Origin of the sequence: Sporofaciens sp. JLR.KK001 (genome assembly GCF_036941055.1) — a bacterium.
Classification (GTDB): Bacteria; Bacillota; Clostridia; order Lachnospirales; family Lachnospiraceae; genus Sporofaciens.
The window spans coordinates 1801812-1820629 of record NZ_JAYMNO010000001.1 but is presented as its reverse complement, the minus strand read 5'-3'; the positions used below and the strand labels follow the sequence as shown (position 1 = coordinate 1820629).

The 18818-nt window shown below is 49.3% G+C and carries 17 protein-coding genes; 4 read left to right on the top strand and 13 right to left on the bottom strand.

The window, feature by feature from the left end; genetic code table 11:
* The first annotated feature begins 114 nt into the window (after nucleotides 1–114).
* A complete protein-coding gene (locus VSQ62_RS09600) occupies nucleotides 115–444 on the top strand; it encodes a winged helix-turn-helix transcriptional regulator (protein ID WP_334634575.1) in 330 nt (109 codons plus the stop codon).
* On the opposite strand, the gene VSQ62_RS09595 is transcribed toward VSQ62_RS09600, so the two are convergent.
* The 3 genes from VSQ62_RS09595 to VSQ62_RS09585 are packed head-to-tail and all read right to left on the bottom strand — an operon-like array spanning nucleotide 419 to nucleotide 3739.
* The gene (locus VSQ62_RS09595) at nucleotides 419–1678 is read right to left on the bottom strand and encodes a hypothetical protein (protein ID WP_334634574.1); all 1260 of its coding nucleotides are present in this window, start codon (nucleotides 1676–1678) and stop codon (nucleotides 419–421) included. The two genes, VSQ62_RS09600 and VSQ62_RS09595, sit on opposite strands and share 26 nt — an antisense overlap.
* Complete coding sequence (locus VSQ62_RS09590; RefSeq protein WP_334634573.1) at nucleotides 1678–2781, bottom strand: DUF58 domain-containing protein; 1104 nt, start codon at nucleotides 2779–2781, stop codon at nucleotides 1678–1680. The genes VSQ62_RS09595 and VSQ62_RS09590 overlap by 1 nt, the downstream gene beginning before the upstream one ends.
* Before the next feature lie 13 nt (nucleotides 2782–2794).
* A complete protein-coding gene (locus tag VSQ62_RS09585) occupies nucleotides 2795–3739 on the bottom strand; it encodes an AAA family ATPase (protein ID WP_334634572.1) in 945 nt (314 codons plus the stop codon).
* A gap of 173 nt (nucleotides 3740–3912) precedes the next feature.
* Between VSQ62_RS09585 and VSQ62_RS09580 the strand changes: the two genes are divergently transcribed.
* Nucleotides 3913–4206 carry a hypothetical protein gene (locus tag VSQ62_RS09580; RefSeq protein ID WP_334634570.1) on the top strand — a complete coding sequence of 98 codons (294 nt, stop codon included), beginning with the start codon at nucleotides 3913–3915 and terminating at the stop codon, nucleotides 4204–4206.
* 9 nt (nucleotides 4207–4215) lie between these two features.
* Here VSQ62_RS09580 and VSQ62_RS09575 read toward each other — a convergent pair whose 3' ends face one another.
* From VSQ62_RS09575 to VSQ62_RS09565, 3 genes are all read right to left on the bottom strand, one after another.
* Nucleotides 4216–6234, bottom strand: coding sequence for a sensor histidine kinase (locus VSQ62_RS09575; RefSeq protein WP_334634569.1), 2019 nt, complete (start codon nucleotides 6232–6234; stop codon nucleotides 4216–4218).
* Nucleotides 6235–6298: 64 nt separating this feature from the next.
* Nucleotides 6299–6970 carry a response regulator transcription factor gene (locus VSQ62_RS09570; RefSeq protein WP_334634567.1) on the bottom strand — a complete coding sequence of 224 codons (672 nt, stop codon included), beginning with the start codon at nucleotides 6968–6970 and terminating at the stop codon, nucleotides 6299–6301.
* Between the two features lie 223 nt (nucleotides 6971–7193).
* Entirely contained in the window at nucleotides 7194–8060 is an 867-nt protein-coding gene (locus tag VSQ62_RS09565) for a DegV family protein (protein WP_334637618.1), read from the bottom strand.
* Between the two features lie 145 nt (nucleotides 8061–8205).
* Between VSQ62_RS09565 and VSQ62_RS09560 the strand changes: the two genes are divergently transcribed.
* On the top strand, nucleotides 8206–8742 hold the full coding sequence (locus VSQ62_RS09560) for a TetR/AcrR family transcriptional regulator (RefSeq protein WP_334634565.1): 537 nt from the start codon (nucleotides 8206–8208) through the stop codon (nucleotides 8740–8742).
* Between the two features lie 19 nt (nucleotides 8743–8761).
* On the opposite strand, the gene VSQ62_RS09555 is transcribed toward VSQ62_RS09560, so the two are convergent.
* From VSQ62_RS09555 to VSQ62_RS09530, 6 genes are all read right to left on the bottom strand, one after another.
* A complete protein-coding gene (locus tag VSQ62_RS09555; RefSeq protein WP_334634564.1) occupies nucleotides 8762–9757 on the bottom strand; it encodes a LacI family DNA-binding transcriptional regulator in 996 nt (331 codons plus the stop codon).
* A 25-nt stretch (nucleotides 9758–9782) separates the two neighbouring features.
* Nucleotides 9783–10649 (bottom strand): DMT family transporter, encoded by an 867-nt coding sequence (locus tag VSQ62_RS09550; protein WP_334634563.1) that lies wholly within the window; start codon nucleotides 10647–10649, stop codon nucleotides 9783–9785.
* Between the two features lie 80 nt (nucleotides 10650–10729).
* A complete protein-coding gene (locus VSQ62_RS09545) occupies nucleotides 10730–12025 on the bottom strand; it encodes an ABC transporter substrate-binding protein (protein ID WP_334634562.1) in 1296 nt (431 codons plus the stop codon).
* A gap of 53 nt (nucleotides 12026–12078) precedes the next feature.
* Nucleotides 12079–12900 (bottom strand): carbohydrate ABC transporter permease, encoded by an 822-nt coding sequence (locus VSQ62_RS09540; RefSeq protein WP_334634560.1) that lies wholly within the window; start codon nucleotides 12898–12900, stop codon nucleotides 12079–12081.
* Nucleotides 12901–12902: 2 nt separating this feature from the next.
* The gene (locus VSQ62_RS09535; protein WP_334634559.1) at nucleotides 12903–13772 is read right to left on the bottom strand and encodes a carbohydrate ABC transporter permease; all 870 of its coding nucleotides are present in this window, start codon (nucleotides 13770–13772) and stop codon (nucleotides 12903–12905) included.
* On the bottom strand, nucleotides 13765–16884 hold the full coding sequence (locus VSQ62_RS09530) for a glycoside hydrolase family 2 TIM barrel-domain containing protein (protein ID WP_334634558.1): 3120 nt from the start codon (nucleotides 16882–16884) through the stop codon (nucleotides 13765–13767). Before VSQ62_RS09530 ends, VSQ62_RS09535 begins: the two co-directional genes overlap by 8 nt.
* A 271-nt stretch (nucleotides 16885–17155) precedes the next feature.
* Here VSQ62_RS09530 and VSQ62_RS09525 point away from each other — a divergent pair, with 271 nt between their 5' ends.
* Entirely contained in the window at nucleotides 17156–17773 is a 618-nt protein-coding gene (locus VSQ62_RS09525; RefSeq protein WP_334634557.1) for a DUF624 domain-containing protein, read from the top strand.
* A 5-nt stretch (nucleotides 17774–17778) separates the two neighbouring features.
* On the opposite strand, the gene VSQ62_RS09520 is transcribed toward VSQ62_RS09525, so the two are convergent.
* Entirely contained in the window at nucleotides 17779–18786 is a 1008-nt protein-coding gene (locus tag VSQ62_RS09520) for a M20/M25/M40 family metallo-hydrolase (protein ID WP_334634556.1), read from the bottom strand.
* Nucleotides 18787–18818: the final 32 nt, after the last annotated feature.

Sequence of the window (18818 nt, the reverse complement as noted above, 5' to 3'; positions counted from 1 at the left end):
CCTAAACTTGATTTTCAGGTTTCCCTGTACTATAATTATATCCCAAACAAATTATAAAGCAATAATGCACTTTTTAGGTATATACTATCCAAAAAGTTAGTTAGGAGAGATTCTATGAGTGTAAATTGTAAGAATAGCTTTACCTGTCCGGTTGAAGCAACGATTTCTTTGATCGGCGGAAAATACAAATCCGTGATCCTCTGGCATCTTATGGGAAAAACCCTGAGATACAGTGAACTTCACAGACTAATACCCAAAGCAACCGACAAGATGTTGGCACAGCAATTGCGGGAGCTTGAAAACGATGGATTGATCAGCCGAAAAGTCTATCCCGTCGTTCCTCCCAAAACAGAGTATTCTTTGACAGATTTCGGCAATACCCTTGCGCCTATCCTTGACGAAATGTGTAATTGGGGAACTATCTACTTAGGCAAGATAAAGTAGCTACTTCTTCCCTCGTACACTGCTCCCCTCCATACCGCGCTTTTTCATACAATTCGTGAATCTTCGGCATCTTCTCATCTCCATCCTCATACAATCCCGCCCTGATCTCCAGTTCAAGCGGTGTTTCATAGCCAGGCGGCCTTTCTTTTAAGGTACGCCTGATCAGCCGCTTATAGAATCTCCGTATTTTCCTGTTGGGAGATAGTCTTCCTTCTCTGACTATTACTCTCGGCAGCCTTCTGATTCCTTCCCTGCCGTCCTCCTTTCTGAGAAAGACAACCTCATCGCCATCATCTGAGAATGCGTCCGCCGCTCTTCGAAGCGCTGCATAGACCAGTCTCAATGCCAGATAAGCAATACCGATCAGCGCAAGAACGGACAGAACCTCCGAGGCTTGCCTAAGCCACTTGGGAGTCTCCTTCGCCTGTGCCCGAAGCTTCATCAGTTCTTCCAGCATCGGATCATTTCCCCCATCCTCTTCGTAGTAAATGATCTCCCCTCCACCCATCTCCAACGGCTCAAACCGGAGTTGCGCCAGAGGTTCTTCATGATAGATTACAGCGGGAAGCATGAACAAAACAAGCCCGGTCATTCCGGACAACAGAATGGCAGTCCCGATTCTTTTCATAGAATGGACCGGAAGATTCGCAACGCGGATATTGACCTGTATAAACTGATCAAGGCTCTCCAGATAGACATATGCCAGGCAGACACAAAACTCCGCCCCAAGAATTCCTAACATCAAATACAAAAGTGTATCCCGGTGAAATGAAAGCACACCCAGGTACAGAAACACAAAGATCAGACAATGTATCATCCTGGGCGAATCCAGCAGCGTCGGTACTTCCCACGCTTGCTGGCTCTCCTGCACGCCTGCCTCGCCGGGCAATTCCCGCATCCGCCTTCGAATCTCCCCCTGTTTCAGCTTCACATAGCAGCGAAACAAAAACACTAGAGCCGTAAGGCTTCCTATAAATATACTTCTGCTGACTACCCACATTCCCCAGGTAACCGCCAGAGAAAATACAAGAAAAAGCCATAAATTCTTGCATTTACAGATGATAAAGTAGGAAAGGATCACCGAAACAAGCATAGTAAGCCCCCTCAGAAGAAACACGCTAAGCTCATGCCCTCTTATATTTTGCACGGCGGCAGCAAATACATGAACTCCTTCCAGAAGTAGAATATCGTGGATCCAGGAAAGCAGGATCAGTATGCGGCTCTTTGCTTTCATTATATCTGCACCTCCCATTTCAACACATTGACATTCCTGATATTACACGTCACAATTCCGTCAGAAGCACGTACCGGCACTACCCACAGGATCTCTGCGCCGCCTTCTGCCATGGCTGCAACCGCTTTGGCAGTATCTATGTCCTGATTCGCAGAAATGATTACATAGATCATGCCTGTCCCGGCCTTCTCTCTTTCTGCTCTCAGATTCTCACAAATCCTCGCAGCCGGCTTGTCCGTATCAATTCGGGCAAGCTCCTGATATAACGCCCGTATCTGTCCCGCGCCCTCCTTCAGATGAATAGGCTTCATCCCGTTTCCAGTAACAGTAAGCTCCATCTTCGCCCTCATGATACAAGAAGCCAGAGATGCCGCGATCCGTATCCCCTCCTCCGTCAGTTCCTCCTGCCGGATCCCCCTGGAATCCTCCGTATCCAGAATGATCTTCATCCGGATATCAGTTGTAGAGTCGAATTGATTGACCAGAAGTCCCTGCCCCTTCGCAGATGCTTTCCAGTTAATATGATGCATCGGATCGGCAGGCTGATAATCTCTGATACCAGAGAAACAAAAAGGATCCGGAAACAATCTGTTCTGCGTCACGATCATACCTGATACGGCTCTGCTAAGCAACGTGATCCGGTGGGTATCAACAAGCTTCGGATATACATACAGAGCCGTCTTCAACCTTCTGTCGTCGTGAAAGCTTCTTCGGAAGAAAAAATCATATCCGATCACATCAACCTTGGTAAGTTCATAAAACCCGCGTTTTTCACATACAAAGGAAAGTCTTCGGATTACCTTCTGACGGATAAAGAGGGAGAATATATCTCTTCTGTAGCTCTGATCCGTCACATTCGCATTCTCCTTCGCTTCTCCTTCGAATCTAAGCGCACGATTCAGGGCAAGGTTCACTTCCAACGCTGGAAGAGGGAGTCGTTTATCATTTACGATCTCTTCTCTAAGATAAGAAATGTCTCCTTCATAGGCAGAACGCGTCTCAAAGTCCACTGCCACATCAAGTCCCGCATTCCAGTATCTCCTGTAAATAATATGCTGAAGCAGATAGAACAACACACACCCGGCAAGCAGTAAGAACAACATGATTACCTCTCCTTTACCCTATTCCCCATTCCTCAACCGGAACCTTAACCAGGTCTGCGATCTCCCGAACCACCTCTTCCTCATATCTAGCCTTCTCGGCCGGGACTGACAGCACAAGCCGATGCGCGAGAACCGGAGCGGCAACACTCTTGACATCCTCCGGCACTACATATTCCCTGCCCTCTGTCATGGCAAAGCCCTGAGCCGCCCGCACAAACGCCAGTGTTCCTCGGGAGCTGACCCCCTGCATTACCTTCGGATGCTTCCGTGTCGCATGGACGATCTCTATCATATATTTGATCAGATCTTCATGAACATACATCCTGCGGCATTGCTCCTGAAGTTCCAGGATCTCTTCCTTCCCGCAGATCCCCTCAAGCGACAAGAGAGGTTCATCGGTAAGGAACCTCTCTACCATGGCGAACTCCTGCCCTGGCGTCATATCTTCCATGCTGATCCGCATCAAGAAACGATCTGTCTGCGCCTCCGGAAGCGGAAATGTACCCAGTGTCTCTATCGGATTCTGTGTCGCGATCACAAAAAAAGGCTCTTCTATAGTCCTCGTCTTCCCGTCCACCGTCACCTGCCCCTCCGCCATACACTCCAGAAGGCTGCTCTGTGTCTTGGGAGTTGCACGGTTGATCTCATCTGCCAAGAGGATATTACAGAATACCGGACCTTCCCGGAATACGAATTCTCCTCTCCCGGCATCGAAATAATTAAGCCCAGTCACATCGGACGGAAGCAGATCCGGAGTGAACTGGATACGCCCAAATTGTGCGCGGACAGACCTGGCAAGAGACTTGGCAAGCACGGTCTTGCCTGTTCCCGGCACATCTTCCAAGAGTACGTGCCCCTTCGCAAGGATCGCCGTAAGGAGAAGCTTCATCGTTCTCTCATTCCCAATCATTACCCTCGATATATTGTTCTGCAGATCTTCAAGTAATCTAAGATTCATCTCTTATGTATCCTCCTGTAATTTCCTTATATTATACCGCATATGTACGACTATTGGAAGAGAAAAAGGAATATACAATGCTTGAAAAATCCAACTCTATCAGCTATAATATTCCAAAAAGTCTTGGTTATAATTGAACGAATAATCTTGTCTAATTATGGGGTGAAAAATCTATGAATGTTATAACAATGTTGGACGATCTGCAGCGCAAAGCGCTGCACGATTCAGATATCCGAAACAAATTGTTAGATACCGCACAGGAAAAAGATCCACTCACAGCATTCTGCAGAGTATGCCGTGAGCTTGGATACGAGATCTACGAGATGGACCTGATCTGTGCCGGGGAGGAATTCCATGCCGCTATGAAGCGCAGCACCAACGGCGGAGGTGAGAATTCCCCGATGCTGGCAGGCGAAGACGATTTCTACGAATTGTTCATGAGCAGCATCAGATTTCCCACAGAGTAAAATCCCCGCCTATCTCCTCATCACCACCCGTGCGCCTTCATCCGCATTCTCTATCATAAGCTCCACCCCATGAAGCCCAAAGATCCTCTTCGCCAGGAATAATCCAAGTCCCATATGACGCTCTCTCTTTCCCCGACTCTTATCCCCGGTATAGAACAGGTCGAATGCGTGCATGATCTGATCCTCACTCAGATGTGCCCCCGTATTTTCAATACTGCACCATCTTTCTTTCACAACTACATCGATCCGTCCATCCGGCACATTATATTCCACCGCGTTAGACAGCAGATTCCACACCGCTTTCGCCAGATATTCTCTGTCACCGTCTATCTGCAGATCCGCCTCCACCCGGTATTGCACCTGCAAATTCTTCTCCTCGATCAATGGGGTAAACCGCCCCATCTGCTCCCGGATTAATTCCGCAAAGGATATGGTCTCTTTCTTAAGCACCAGCTCTTCGGAGTCAAGCTTCGCGATCTCGATCATCTCCGCCACCAGATGATCCATCTCTTCTGTCTGCCCGATGATCTGGGAGAGATAATAATCCCGCTTCTCTTCCATATTATGTTCGATCAGATTCTCCGTAAAATTCCGGATGATACCAAGAGGCGTCTTGAGTTCATGGGCCATGGCATTGGTAAGATCCCGCCTGGTCGCCTCAAGCGTCATCTGCCGATCATAGACCCTTTCGAATGCCCGGATGATCCATGCCATACATCCAACAGCCAGCACAAATCCTGCAAGAAATACACATTTCATATAATCAAGAGCGGCAATCCAGGGACGTTCCTCCATCCGGACTTCTATATACGCACAAGGATCATCGCCGCCCCAAACCTTCCCCTGGAATCTGCACCTGTAATAGAATCCGTCCGAATCAATTCTTAATCCGCGGTAGAGATTCCCTTCTTCCAGATAAAATTCTCCCTTCTCAGGGTACCCATGGAGATATTCACTGGAACTCCATCTGCGCCATTCCTCAAAGGTCTCCATATGTGAAAAATTCATACCCGCATTCTGAAGCTTTCCTTTCGCCTTCTGCCCTTCCTGCACATCCGGGTTCGTCCATTCCCACACCACGTGGCTGTCTGTTACATAGAATACCTGCCTCTCACCAGTCTCTATGCCGGTCTCGTAATCGATATAGGCATCGGTCTCATAACTGGCAATGCTTCCGGTAAGCGGATCTACATACCGCTTCTTCGCTGCTTCCCGTCCCTCTTCCCATGTTAACTCCTGGACAAAGATATCATACAGCTCCTTACCATCCGAAGAGGTTCGAATCAAAAACCGATATTTCTCCGGCATTGTATCATGACCTTCTGCCGTCATCCTGTCTTTCCAGCAATATTCTGCCATTTCCTCCTTCTGCCTGGATGACAGATAATCATCCAGCACAAACGGCCCGTTCTTCTGACCGTTCGTGCTGACAGCCGACGCCAGATCACCGATCGCATCACAGCTTTTGGCAAGAAGTTTTCCCTCCGTATCATAGACGGCAGCCGAACCTTTCATCTCCTGCTTCCCTGTACTCCGGAAGCATTCATCAACCAATTTCTGGTAGAACTCCGTCCTCTCTTCTTCTCCCCATTCTTCTGATATTATTTTGTTGGTATCTTCCCCGGAAGCGGTCTCCTCAGAGAACTTTTCTTCCCCAGATATTTCTCTCGCATCTTCTTCCTGTATCTTGTCTGCCGTTTCCTCGCCCACATTCTCTGTATCTGCCTTTCCCGCTTCCCGCCTTGCTTCCTCAAGTTTTTTATTGGCTTCTTCGGCTTCTCTTTTTACAATCTCATCCCTTCTCTTTATTCTTGCTTCTTCATCTGACGGACGCATCTCATTCTCTTTCTCGGATGCCGTATTGATCAGGAAAAGGGTGATTTCCTCAAATGCCTGTGCATACTCATCTACGTACTTTTCCTTCACCAGATAAGTAGCCAGGCCCATTGTCAGCAGATACAGCGCCATAAAGCCTGCCGCCACAGGCTTCCAGAATCTTCTCTTCCTTCTTCTTGCTGCTTCCTTCACATGCAACACCTCCATTTTTCAGACAGAATGGTCCCGCCTGCTCATCTTACCGAACAGACCGGTTTTACTTTTCATTCACCGTCAGCCGATACCCGAATTTGCGCACCGTCTCAATGGTGCATCCGCAGGAACCGACAGCTTTCCGCAGCTTCTTGATATGATTGTCCACCACCCGTTCATTCCCGTCGAAATCATACCCCCAGAAACGGATCAAGAGCTGTTCCCGGCTGAAGATCCTCCCCGGATTCTGCATGAAGAACAGAAGCATCTCATATTCCTTCGGCGGCAGCGGCAGCAATTCGCCATTCTTAAATACCTTGTGGCTTTGTACATCTATCTTAAGACCGGCCAGCTCTGCAAAACTGTTGATCCCCTGCACTCTTCCCGTCAGCGCCATCGCCTTGGCATATAAGACCGGCAGGGAGAAGGGCTTCGTCACATAGTCGTCCGCTCCCAAGGCATACCCGTTCAGCTTATCCTCCTCCAATACGCGGGCGGTTATAAAGATCACAGGGATATTGCTGTACTTGCGGATCTTGCGGCACACGGCGAACCCATCCATCCCAGGCAGCATCACATCCAGAAGGATCAGATGATAGCTTTTTCTTCTCAGCAATTCCAGCGCTTTTACCCCATCCTCTGCCGTCTCGACCCTCCAGCCCTTACCGGTGAAGTAATCGGCGGCAGCCTCCGTAAGCAGGCAGTCGTCTTCTACGATCAATAATCTCCGTTCCATATATGTTCTCCATTTCCTGTATGGTGATATTTTATCAGTTAAATATATCCTTTTTGTATCCTTTTGTAAATATCTTGAAGTCCAAAACCCCCATTGCTTGATGAACTGATTCCAATGCTTGGGATAGATTGATCTGACACTGATGTTCACCGGTGAAAAAACGGAACTGTAGGTAATATTCCCCTACAGTTCCGTATGCATGCAGAATTATTATACTAAGCACCTATGATCTCCGAATGCTGATCGCCGTTCCCACCGCCCCCGGACCGGTATGGCTCCCGATACTGAAAGACAGCGGATTATAGTATACGGTTGCGTCCGGGAATGCAGCCTTAAGCGTCTCCGTCCATTCTCTCTCTTCTTCCTCGCCAAGCCCGGAGCCTGCCGCCCCGATGACGATCCGGCTCATCTCGATCCCCTGAAAGCGTGTGGCAAGATCCTGCTTCAATGCCTCTAACATCTTATGCTTCCCCTTCTTCATCCCCCGGACCTTGGCAAATGCATCCAACCGTTCTCCCTGTATCGTCAGCACCGGTTTGATATTCAGCACCGCGCCAAGGGCAGCCGCAGCCGGTGTGATCCTTCCGCCCTTTTTCAGGAATTCCAGCGTATCCACCGTGATATAGATACAGGACTCATAGGCCCGGATCTCCAGCTCTTCCCGGATCTCCTTCGCCGACAATCCCTGATCTGCAAGCTCTTTTGCCTCAAGCACCGATTCCCGCAGCGTCACGGAGATCCGATGATTATCCGCCACCTGCACCCTGCCGTCATAATCCGCCGCAAGCCCTGCCGCCGACTCATAGGAATTACTTAAGCCGCTGGACATAGGGATATGGACGATCTCGTCATATCCTTCCGCAAAGATCGCGTCCCACATCCCGATCACTTCTCCCGGAGAGGGCTGAGAAGTCGTCACGTCCTTCCCGCCTGTAAGGCTTGAATAGAATCTCTCCTGAGTAAGATCGATCCCTTCATAACAGATCTCGCCATCAATGATCACCGGCATCGGAAGGGAAAATATCCCCAACTCTTTCGCTTCACTCTTCGTAATTCCGCTGTTACTGTCTGTCATGACCGCTGTCCTCATATCATAATTCCCCCTTCTGCCTACAATTTGCATCTTGAAATGCCGCCCTTATTTCTATTATAATAAGTGTGACAAATTGTATCACTTTAAAAATCAAATTTCAATACGTTGTCACACAACTGTTACAAACAGGGGGATTTTGTTCATGGATACAGAAAGAAAAAACCAGGCTAACAAATTAGCCCGGGAATGCATGGTAACCGCATTGATGCTGCTGTTAAAGGAAAAACCGCTGTCCGCCATCTCCATATCCGAATTGACGGAGAAAGCCGGTGTATCAAGGATGACTTATTATCGGAATTATCAGTCCAAAGAAGATATCTTCTCCTCTTATCTGGAGGAAGCGCTGGCCGATTATCAGCGCGAGGCCCGCGAACTATCGCTGGATCAGCACGCCTACGCTCCCGCCAACCTCTATCACTGCTTTTCTTATTTTGAAAAACACAAAGAATTCCTCGACAGCTTATTCAAAAGCGGCCTGGGACATCTCCTGCTGACCGCTATCAGCCGATATATGCTTGAGACCTGGCACAAGCCGGAAGACGGGATCGAACATTATTACGGCCTGCAGGCCTTCGCAGGCGCACTGTATAACCTGTATATTTCCTGGTCTTCAAACGGCGCAAAAGAAACGCCTGCGGAGCTGGTGAAGATCCTCAGGCGCATCGCCCCGCCCGCATAGATATTTCGTCTATGCCAGCTTACTTACAGACCTTGCCTACGCTGTCCCTGACGTACAGCTTCGTAGGAACCGTCACCTTCACACTGATCTCCCTGCCGCTTAAGATCCGCTCTTCCAGCATGCGGACTGCATATTCTCCCATGAATTCCATGTAGAGCCGCACTGTCGTCAGCGGAGGGATCATGTATTTGGCTGTCGGTATATCATTGAATCCGATAATACTGATATCCTTTGGGATGGATATCCCCAACTCATATGCAGCCTTATAGCACCCCACAGCCATGGAATCGTTGGCAACGAATAACGCCGTTGGAAGATTCCCCTCCTCCTTCAGCTCTTTGAGAAGGGTATAACCGTAATGCGCATGATATCTGCCTGTCTTCACATATTCCGGATGATACAATCCCTTCTGTTCCAGATAATCCCTGAAACCGGATATTCTGGGATCTAACACACCGTTCTCATCCTCATCCGCCTCGATACCTCCGATCAGCCCGATCTTCGTATGTCCGTTCTCGATAAAATAATCCAGGATCTCCATCACCGACTTCCGGTAATCGATCACAACCGCATCAAATCGGTTAAGGTCCGGGCAGGCATCGATAAATACCACCGGCTTCCCCCAGGAACCGATCCGCTCAACCGCGGCATGTCCAAAGGTTCCGGTGCAGATGATCCCGTCAACCCCTTCCAGGGAATCCCGGGTATCCTCAAGAGTCACGGGCTGCTTCTTGTAGCCCTCCTCCTCAAGCATCTTCTCAATGGCGAGACGGATACACAGATAATAGGGATCCTCCAGTTCCTCTGTCGGAGAATAGGAACAGAACATCCCGATCTTAAGCTTCTTCTTCCGTCTCTTCTGGACGCGCGGCTCATACTCAAGCTCCTCCGCGATCTCAAATATCCTCTTCTTAGTCTCGTCCTGTGCATTCAGCGTCTCATCGTGATTCAATACACGGGACACGGTCGCGATCGACACTCCCGCCTTTGCCGCAATCTCTTTTATTGTTGCCATATGATGCCCACCTTTAATATATGATTTAGTTACTTTTACTTTCCTTCTTAAATGAGACCTCCGATACCAGCACTGCCGCCAGTATCAGCGCCGAACCCGCAAGCATACGCACCGTCACATTCTCATGGAGCAGCAGCACGGAGAAAAATGTCCCGAATACTGCCTCCATGGACAGGATGATCGCAGACTTGGTCTCATCCACGTATTTCTGCGATACGGTCTGCAGAAGATAAGTAATGGTCGTACTCACCACGCCCAGATACAGCACCGCCAGAAGGCTTCTCGTAGACGGGGCGAATGTGAAATCCCCCGAGAGCAGAAGACCCGCCGCCGACAGCACACACGCTGTCGTCATCTGCAGGAAATTAAGCACCGCCGGACGTATCCTTCCTACATATTCTCCTGTCAGAAATATCTGAAGCGCGAAGCATACTGCGCACAGCAGCGTCAGCCCATCGCCAAGCCCAATGGAAAAATCATTCTTAAGCGAAAGCACGCCCGCTCCGGCAAGCGCCATCACGGCTCCGATCAAGCTTCGGACTTCGATCTTCTTCCTGTATATCACCAGTGCGATAAATGGTACAAATACTACATTCGTCGCCGTCAGAAATGCATTCTTAGAAGGCGTCGTATATTGCAGTGCAATGATCTGCAGTGCGAATCCTCCGAAAAGAGCCGCCCCAAGCCAGAAGCCGCAGCGAATCTCTTCTCTGGAAATCGTCTTGATCTGCTTAATGCCAAACAATGTCATCAGCACTGCCGCAATCAGGAAACGGATCACCATGATCTGAAACGGCGAGAGGGTCTCAAGCGCCATATCGCTTGCCACGAAACCTCCGCCCCAGATGACCGTTACCGTCAAAAGTCCCAGAATCCCTAAATACTTCTTCATCTGTCCTCCATCTTGCTATATTAGTATAACACAATTCATTTTAAAAAGGGGCATTTTATGCCCCTTTCCTGTTTTTTTCTTTACTTGAATTTGGCTTCTAACTCTTTCTGAAGATCCTTCATTACAGGCTCTACCTCTTCCCCGTTCAAGAGGATCTTAGATACTGCCGCACCGATGGAATCTCCTGCTTCCTGTCCGTTTGGAGAGATCGGGATCTCTGCAACCTTCTTACCGTTTTCGATAAAGATATTATAGATATTCTCCTCGCCGAAGAACGGATCGCCCTTCTGGAAGAGTTCATTCTCATATGCCGGGATATAAGACGGATACAGGCCGTATTTCTCGAATCCGCTCGCCTGGAGCGCTTCATCTGTCATTGCAAATTTCACGAAATCCTTCACCTCGTCCGGATAATCTGTCTTCGCATTGATCGCCACGTCAGAACCGCCGTTGCTGCAGCTATATTCTCCGCCTTCTACCGCCGGAAGATCCATAACGCCCCATTTCCCTTCTGTCTGAGGTCCCTTATCCTTGATGGTTCCGATCATCCATACCGCCTCCGGGATACATGCAACCGACTCATTTACAACCGTCTGCTCATACTCATCCCAGCCGTTGTAGTTAAGGGCAACACCTGAATCATAGATTTCTTTCGCTTTCTCCATCGCCTGGATCGAACGCTCGTCGTCCACGATCGGATTGCCGTCCTCGTCAAATACACCGATTCCAAGCTGGCTGCGGATCAAAGAATAGATGGTGCTCTTCTTTGGATCCACCGGAATCATCTTCACCGGGTCTCCCGACGGAGTCTTGCAGACTGCTTCAATCTTCTTGCCCGCCTCGATCAGATCATCCCAGGTCTTAATGTCCTCCGGAGATACCTCTGCCTGCTCGAAATAATCTGTCCGGTAGAACAGTCCTTCCGGGCCTGCATCCCATGGGAACGCGTGGATCTTATCCTTATAAGATACCTCGGATATCTTGGACGGAAGGAATTGATCTGTCTCTACCACATCGCTCACATCCAGGAACCCTTCCGGGAACTTATCGGCATAGCCTACGAGAACCTCTCCCTCAACAGAGATAATGTCTGCGATACCGTTTCCGGTTGCAAGGGAAGTAGATAACTTCTTATAGATCTGGTCGGTTCCCATCTCTTCAAACTCGAACTTTACATCCGGGTGATCCTTCTGGTACTCCTCTGCCGCCTCCTGAAGCTGCATCAGCGCAACGTCCCATGACCACACCGTAATCACCTTCTCGCCGCTGTCTGATTTCTTCTTGTCCTTCCCACCGCATCCTGTGAGTGCAAGCGACGCCGTCATAACACCTACAAGCGCAGCTGCCATCATTCGTTTCATGTTTCTTCTCATCATCTTCTTTTCCTCCTTCATATATGTACCGCCCCTTATCTTCGTTCGGCGGCAATTTACTCTTTCACTGCTCCGCCCATAACGCCTGCTACGAATTGCTTCTGGAATACCAGGAATATAATCAGAATCGGCAGGGTCGCTACGGCTGTCGCAAGTAAGATCACAGCATAGTTCTTGTTCGTCGGATTTCCGTCCAGCATTGCCAGGGAAATCGGAAGCGTATATTTCTCCTCGCTTCCCAGGATGATCAACGGCCACATAAAGTTATTCCACATACTGGTGAACATATAGATGACCAGTGCGCCAAGCGCCGGCTTGATGTTCGGCAGCACAATCCTGAAGAACAGGCTGATCTCACCGACTCCGTCGATTCTTCCCGCCTCTAAAAGCGCCGTAGGGAAGTTCAGCATATTCTGGCGCATCAGGAAGATTCCAAAAGCATTGGCAAGCATCGGCAGGATCACCGCCCAATGGCTGTCCGTCATATCGATCTCAATCATCATCTCGAACAACGGCACATACATTACCAGCGACGGGATCATCATGGAACCCATGACAAATGTAAAGATAATGCCCTTGCCCTTGAAATCGAATTTGGCCAGTGCATAGCCTGCCGCCGAGAATATCAAAAGCGCCAGAACCGTATACACAACGGATATAAATAACGTGTTCCAGATACTTGTAAGCAGGTCGACCTTATCCACAAGGATCTCAAAATTCGCTGCCAGTTCGCTGCCGATCGTAAGCTTCGGCGGCACCGACAAGATCTGGTTATTGGTATTCGTTCCCGATACAAACATGAAATAGAACGGGAACAGCGACAGGAAAGCTGCTATGATAAGTACGATATATCCAAATATTTTTCCAAATGCTTTCATGACTAATCCTCCTTCGTCGCTTTAAACTGAACGATTGACAACAGGCCGATGATCACAGTCATCACATAGCCGATCGCTGACGCGTAGCCGAACTTCAGATAACGGAAACCATTGTTATATAGATACTGGCCCATCGTAATGGTCGCATTGTTTGGTCCGCCCTCCGTCAGGATGAACGGCTCGTCGAATAACTGCAGCGTGCCGATCGTTGAGGTGATGGTGCAGAACATAATGATCGGTTTCACCATAGGGATCGTGATATAGAATAATTTATCCCAGAAGGTTGCCCCGTCAATATCGGCCGCCTCCATCAGTTCTCCCGGTATGGACTGGATGCCCGCCAGAAGAATGATCATATTGTAGCCGAGCCACCTCCAGGTAATGGAGATGATAACCGCGAATCTCGCCGGCCACTCCTCGTAAAACCAGTTGATCCCTTTGCCCCCGAACAGCTCGATCACATAGTTGATCAGTCCATGGTCCCCATTTAACAGAACCTTGAATACCAGTGCGTATGCAACCAGTGCAGTTACGGACGGCAGGAAGATCGTAGTCCTGAAAAACGCCTTCCCTCTCATGAATTTCTGTTCCACCGCAACCGCGATCAGAAGAGCGCCGCCGATCATGACAGGAACCTGCACGATCAGATAGATACACGTGTTAAGCAGACTCTTCCAGAACGTCTCGTCCTTGAATAGATTCTGATAATTCTTGATCCCTACGAATTCATAAGAGCCCGACACCAGTTCAAAAAAGCTCAGATACAGGGATCGTAAGATTGGGTACACCATAAACACAAGAAATATCACCACAACCGGAGCTATCATAATATAAGGTATTGTTTTACGGTTTACAAAAGATTTCTTAGTCATTTTCTTTCACCTTAACTTTCCTGCTTTCCTCAATAACAGCTTCATTCCTTACGCATCTAAATACAAGTCTCATGGAATAATCATTGAGTTTCGTTTTATTTGCATATGTCTGTTCCTCACCGCAGGAGTTGGTTCCAAGACCGGAGTGCTTCGCATCTATGTGGACCACCGTCTCGCCGCAGCGCCGGATCTCGCCCACATGCCGTGCGCGCTCCAGATCATCTATGGTATAGTCGTGCACATCAATCCCGACTCCTCCGGCCGAACAGATCAGAAGGCTCTCCTTATCATCGCCTGCCGCAAGCCACCGCACCTCTTCCCGGTGCCCGTTCTCCTGCGGCTTCGCATACTCGACATGCATCTCCTCCACGGTTTTTCTGTATATACCCATCCGGACCGCAGACTTCATATCACAGTAATTCTCTTCCGGTCCAAGACCGTACCATGCGATATTCTTCATCTCTTCCGGCAGCCTCATCTCGATCCCTATGCGCGGTATGAATTCCGGTATGAATTTGCTGTACTTAAATCCTTTTATATCAAGGGCCAGTGACAGCTCGCCGCTTTGTTTTACGCGCCAGAGGTAACATCCCTTGAATCCAAATGCCATGCTAAGCGGCGAGAAATGTGTACGAACCTTCACCAGGATGTCTGGAAATGTCTCCTCGGTCTGCTCCGTAACGCTGCGGCAGATCTCGAATTCTTCCACCTGCTCCTGCTGCCGGTGCAGGAAATATTTCTCCTTCCAGTCCGCAACCTTGTACATATCATTGTCGATCGGTGCACGCCAGAGGTTCAGCGACGGCCCCTCAATGATCCTGTGCTTCCCGTTCACCTCATAGCTTTCGAGCTTCCCGGTGATCTTGTTGAAGACGACGCTAAAGTCCTCCCCCGCGATCTCGGCTCGGGCAGCCGTCTCGCTGACAACGAGCGCCTTCTTAAGCTTCTGTCCGCTCACATCACGGTCTGCGGCAACCAATGTTTCTGCCTCCGGCAATCCGGCATTTTGCTGTTTCCCCGCATTGCCTGCCGGAAGAAGGAACTGAGCCGTCCCTATCTCATGGCCTGCCGGAGCATAATCCGAAGCATTCTTACACACGAATGACAGATTCAGGTAATAATCACTTCCCGGTTCCGGCTCTTCTATCTGATATGGAATCCTCACCGGCGCCTCTTCTCCTGCTTTGACATCCAATTCCTCGATCCGTCCTGAAGCATCCACCGTCTCATCATGTACGATCTGATAATTCAGCGCAATACCGCTCAGATCTTTGAAATCATAAAGATTCCTGATCTTAAGCATCCCCTCAGACAGATCGGCCGCTTCTGCCCTTACAGGCGCGATCACCTGCTTATAATGGATCAGTCCCGAAGATACCTCCCCATCCGGCCGCAGCAATCCATCCATGCAAAAATTAGAATTATTCGGTTCATCCCCAAAATCACCGCCGTACCACCAGGTCCTGCTGCCTTCGGCATCCGTCTTCTCGATTCCATGATCATACCATTCCCATATGAATCCGCCCTGAAGCCTCTCATATCTCCGGAACAATCTCTGATATTCTTCGAGATTACCGGGGCCGTTTCCCATGGCATGCCCGTACTCGCACAGAATATGCGGTTTCCCGTGGCAGTCATTGCTCTCTCCGATACGCCGCATGCCATCCAGTCTCGTATACATGGTCGAATACACATCCGTGATATCTGCCTCGTAATCACTCTCATAATGGATCAGTCTGGAATCATCAAGCCTGCGGATCGCTTCAGCAGAAGCGTTAAAATTCTTCCCCACTGAGGATTCATTTCCCAGAGACCACATCAGGATACACGGATGGTTTCTGTGCTCCTTCACCATGCGCACGGCACGGTCTACGTACGCCCCCTGCCAGCTCTCCTCATTGTTCAGCCACTCGTACTTCTCGATCCATTCAAATCCATGGGTTTCCAGATCCGCCTCGTCAATGACATAAAATCCATACTTGTCACAGAGCCGGTAAAAATATGGCATCTTCGGATAATGGGCACACCTTACCGCATTGATGTTATAACGCTTCATCATACGCAGATGCTCTTCCACGGTTTCCTGGCTAACTACCGCGCCTCCGTCCGGACTGAAATCATGCATATTGACCCCGTTGATCAGGATCGGCACACCATTTACAAGGAAATTCGAACCTCTGACCTCCACTCTTCGAAAGCCTGTAACAACCTCTGCTTCATCCATCACATCCGCAGAACCTTCCCCGCCGTACAGCTTAAGCCTTATCCTGTAAAGCGACGGTATCTCCGCACTCCACGGGCAGACATCTCCCACATTCGTCCGAATCCTGGCGCATCCCTCATTCAGCGCCTCCGTCCCCTTGGCAATCTCTGTTCCGTAAGCATCCGTAAGCATCCACTCTGCCCTGTCCGCTTCCTTCGACGCGGTAATCCACTGGGTCAGGATTCCCTGCCTGTAGTCGTCCGCAAGCCCTGCCTCCACGGCATAATCCTCAATCCCGGTCTCCGGTCTTGCAATCAATGTCACATCTCTGTAGATACCGCTGTACCACCACATATCCTGACATTCCAGATAGGTTCCGTCGGACCACCTGTACACTCTGACCGTAATCTGATTCTCGCCGGGACGGACAAGCTCTGTGATGTCAAATTCAGACGATAGACGGCTTCCCTTGCTGTAGCCTGCATGCTGTCCGTTCACCCACACGTCAAATGCGCTGCCTGCACCGTCAAACCTTAGGATCTTCCTTCTCTCTCCCCACTCTTCCGGCAGCATCACCGTTCTGCGGTAGATACCCGTCGGATTCTCAGACGGCACAAACGGAGGATTGATCGGAAACAAATACCAGACATCCGTATAATGCATCTTACCGTAACCTTTCATCTCCCAGCAGGACGGAACCGTGAGCGTATCCCATCCGCTGTCCGAAAAGTCCACGTCAAAGAAGCCTTCCGGTGAATATTCCGGCGCGTGGATATAAAGGAACTGCCAGCTTCCGTTCAGGGAAATCCGGTCTTCCTTCTCCGATGTTCTCTCATAATCCGTGTGGGGCGCACATCTTCTGATATGCAGAAGCTGTTCATCTTCCCAACGTTTCTTTACTCTTGACACACACTTTTTCCTCCCATTTCGATAAGTATTAATTTGTTTACGGTCTTATAATATCATTTTACCGGTTATACGTCAATGTTTTACTAGTAAATCTGTTGTTTCCATATCAAAATCGTTAATATACACAAATTTAACCCCATGTATTTTGTGCACTATATATAGACTTTTTTGTTTGATTCTCCGCATGAAATTTGATAAAATTGAAATCAGATAGATAAATATCGGTAAAGTTTTACTTGATAAATCATTAAATATTATGGAGGTTTTTCTCATGAATCATGAATCAAAAATCATAGATATGTTTTCAAGAATTTTTGAACTGCTGCTTCTGAATCTTCTTTTTGTCCTTACCTCGCTGCCCCTCATCACCATCGGGGCCTCGTTGGCAGCGCTTTTCTCAGTCACTCTGAAGCTGGTAAAAAATGAAGAATCCTACATTATAAGAGAATATTTCCACGCATTCCGGCGGAATCTGAAACCGGCATCCATCACTTTCCTGCTCTTTGCAGTCATAAGTACATTATTCTCCTTCAATATTATCCTTGCTCTTCAAAGCACAGGACTCCTGTACCTGATCACAGGAGTCCTCTCGCTGATATTCCTGATCCTGCTCGGCGTATATGCGCTGTATTACTTCCCGCTCCTTGCACGGTTCCACTGCACGCACGCAGAGGCCTTACGGTATATTCCCCGGACCATCGCCGGAAAACCGGGACTGTTCCTTATGCTCATCGCAATGAATCTGCCGGTATTGTTCCTCTGCCTCTTCTCTGTCCAGACACTATTGTTCGTACTGATCTTCACACTCCTTGCCGGAGCGGCAGGGTTCACTTATGTGGAGTCCATCGTGCTGAACGCCATGACGGACAGTCTCCCTGACGGACATTAAATACTCTACCGGCACAGGAACTCCGCGATCAATTCTATACATCCTTCCACATCCTTCCGGTCCGCTACTTCTGCCGGCGTATGCATGTAACGGAGCGGAATGGATACCAATACCAGCGGCACACCCTCTCCGCTGAAATGGATCTTGTCCCCATCCGTACAAGTAAGACCGCCTGCCGCCTCTCTCTGAACAGGAATCCCCAGATCTGCTGCACAGTCTTCCACCTGATCATTCAGCCTCTTCGCTACGGTAGGACTGTTGCACAGCACCGGGCCCCCTCCAAGCAGCACCTCTCCTGCCTCCGCCGTCTCTCCGTCTCCGTAATCGGTGCAATAGGTCACGTCTACGATCACAGCCAGATCCGGCTTGATCCGTGAGCTGCACCAGTATGCCCCGTTCTTCGTCGTCTCTTCCCCTACGGTGGACGCAGCATACACTCCCGCCTTGCACCCCTTCTCCTTCGCTCTCCTGAGCGCTTCCATGATAATGAACACACCAAGCCTGTCATCCAGCGCGCGTGCCGTCAGCCTCCCATTCATCATCTTCCGTATATGAGTATCCAATACCACCGCGTCCCCAAGAGAAATCTTCTCATATGCTTCTTCTCTTGTCCTTGCGCCGATATCCACCAGGAAATCCTTCGCTTTCAGTTCCTTGCTGCCGAAGGTTTCCCGTGTCGCTTCTACCACTCCGTAGACGGTCCCCTCCTTCCCGCATATCTTGATCTGCTGCCCCGGATAGGTAAAGGAGATGATCCCGCCGCGGTTCACGACCTGAATATGGCCGTCCTCCTTCACATGGGAAATGACCGCGCCGATCTCATCTGCATGGGCGGACAGCATAATCCTCCTCTCGCTCTCCGGGTTCAATACACAGACCACGTCTCCGATCTCGTCTTCGCGTATCTCGTCCGCATAATTCTCCATATATGCCTTCACTACCTCCTGCACCGGCTCCTCACAGCCGGATACAGAGACCTCACACAAGATATTTTCCAAAAAAGTTTCATTCATAATTCGTTTACCTCCATCATCTATATATAATC

What these genes read in the sequence shown, in the direction of transcription:
- VSQ62_RS09600 (WP_334634575.1), top strand. Translation starts at nt 115, where the DNA reads ATGAGTGTAAATTGTAAGAATAGCTTTACCTGTCCGGTTGAAGCAACG.
- VSQ62_RS09595 (WP_334634574.1), bottom strand. Translation starts at nt 1,678, where the DNA reads ATGAAAGCAAAGAGCCGCATACTGATCCTGCTTTCCTGGATCCACGAT.
- VSQ62_RS09590 (WP_334634573.1), bottom strand. Translation starts at nt 2,781, where the DNA reads ATGTTGTTCTTACTGCTTGCCGGGTGTGTGTTGTTCTATCTGCTTCAG.
- VSQ62_RS09585 (WP_334634572.1), bottom strand. Translation starts at nt 3,739, where the DNA reads ATGAATCTTAGATTACTTGAAGATCTGCAGAACAATATATCGAGGGTA.
- VSQ62_RS09580 (WP_334634570.1), top strand. Translation starts at nt 3,913, where the DNA reads ATGAATGTTATAACAATGTTGGACGATCTGCAGCGCAAAGCGCTGCAC.
- VSQ62_RS09570 (WP_334634567.1), bottom strand. Translation starts at nt 6,970, where the DNA reads ATGGAACGGAGATTATTGATCGTAGAAGACGACTGCCTGCTTACGGAG.
- VSQ62_RS09565 (WP_334637618.1), bottom strand. Translation starts at nt 8,060, where the DNA reads ATGAGGACAGCGGTCATGACAGACAGTAACAGCGGAATTACGAAGAGT.
- VSQ62_RS09560 (WP_334634565.1), top strand. Translation starts at nt 8,206, where the DNA reads ATGGATACAGAAAGAAAAAACCAGGCTAACAAATTAGCCCGGGAATGC.
- VSQ62_RS09555 (WP_334634564.1), bottom strand. Translation starts at nt 9,757, where the DNA reads ATGGCAACAATAAAAGAGATTGCGGCAAAGGCGGGAGTGTCGATCGCG.
- VSQ62_RS09550 (WP_334634563.1), bottom strand. Translation starts at nt 10,649, where the DNA reads ATGAAGAAGTATTTAGGGATTCTGGGACTTTTGACGGTAACGGTCATC.
- VSQ62_RS09545 (WP_334634562.1), bottom strand. Translation starts at nt 12,025, where the DNA reads ATGATGAGAAGAAACATGAAACGAATGATGGCAGCTGCGCTTGTAGGT.
- VSQ62_RS09540 (WP_334634560.1), bottom strand. Translation starts at nt 12,900, where the DNA reads ATGAAAGCATTTGGAAAAATATTTGGATATATCGTACTTATCATAGCA.
- VSQ62_RS09535 (WP_334634559.1), bottom strand. Translation starts at nt 13,772, where the DNA reads ATGACTAAGAAATCTTTTGTAAACCGTAAAACAATACCTTATATTATG.
- VSQ62_RS09525 (WP_334634557.1), top strand. Translation starts at nt 17,156, where the DNA reads ATGAATCATGAATCAAAAATCATAGATATGTTTTCAAGAATTTTTGAA.
- VSQ62_RS09520 (WP_334634556.1), bottom strand. Translation starts at nt 18,786, where the DNA reads ATGAATGAAACTTTTTTGGAAAATATCTTGTGTGAGGTCTCTGTATCC.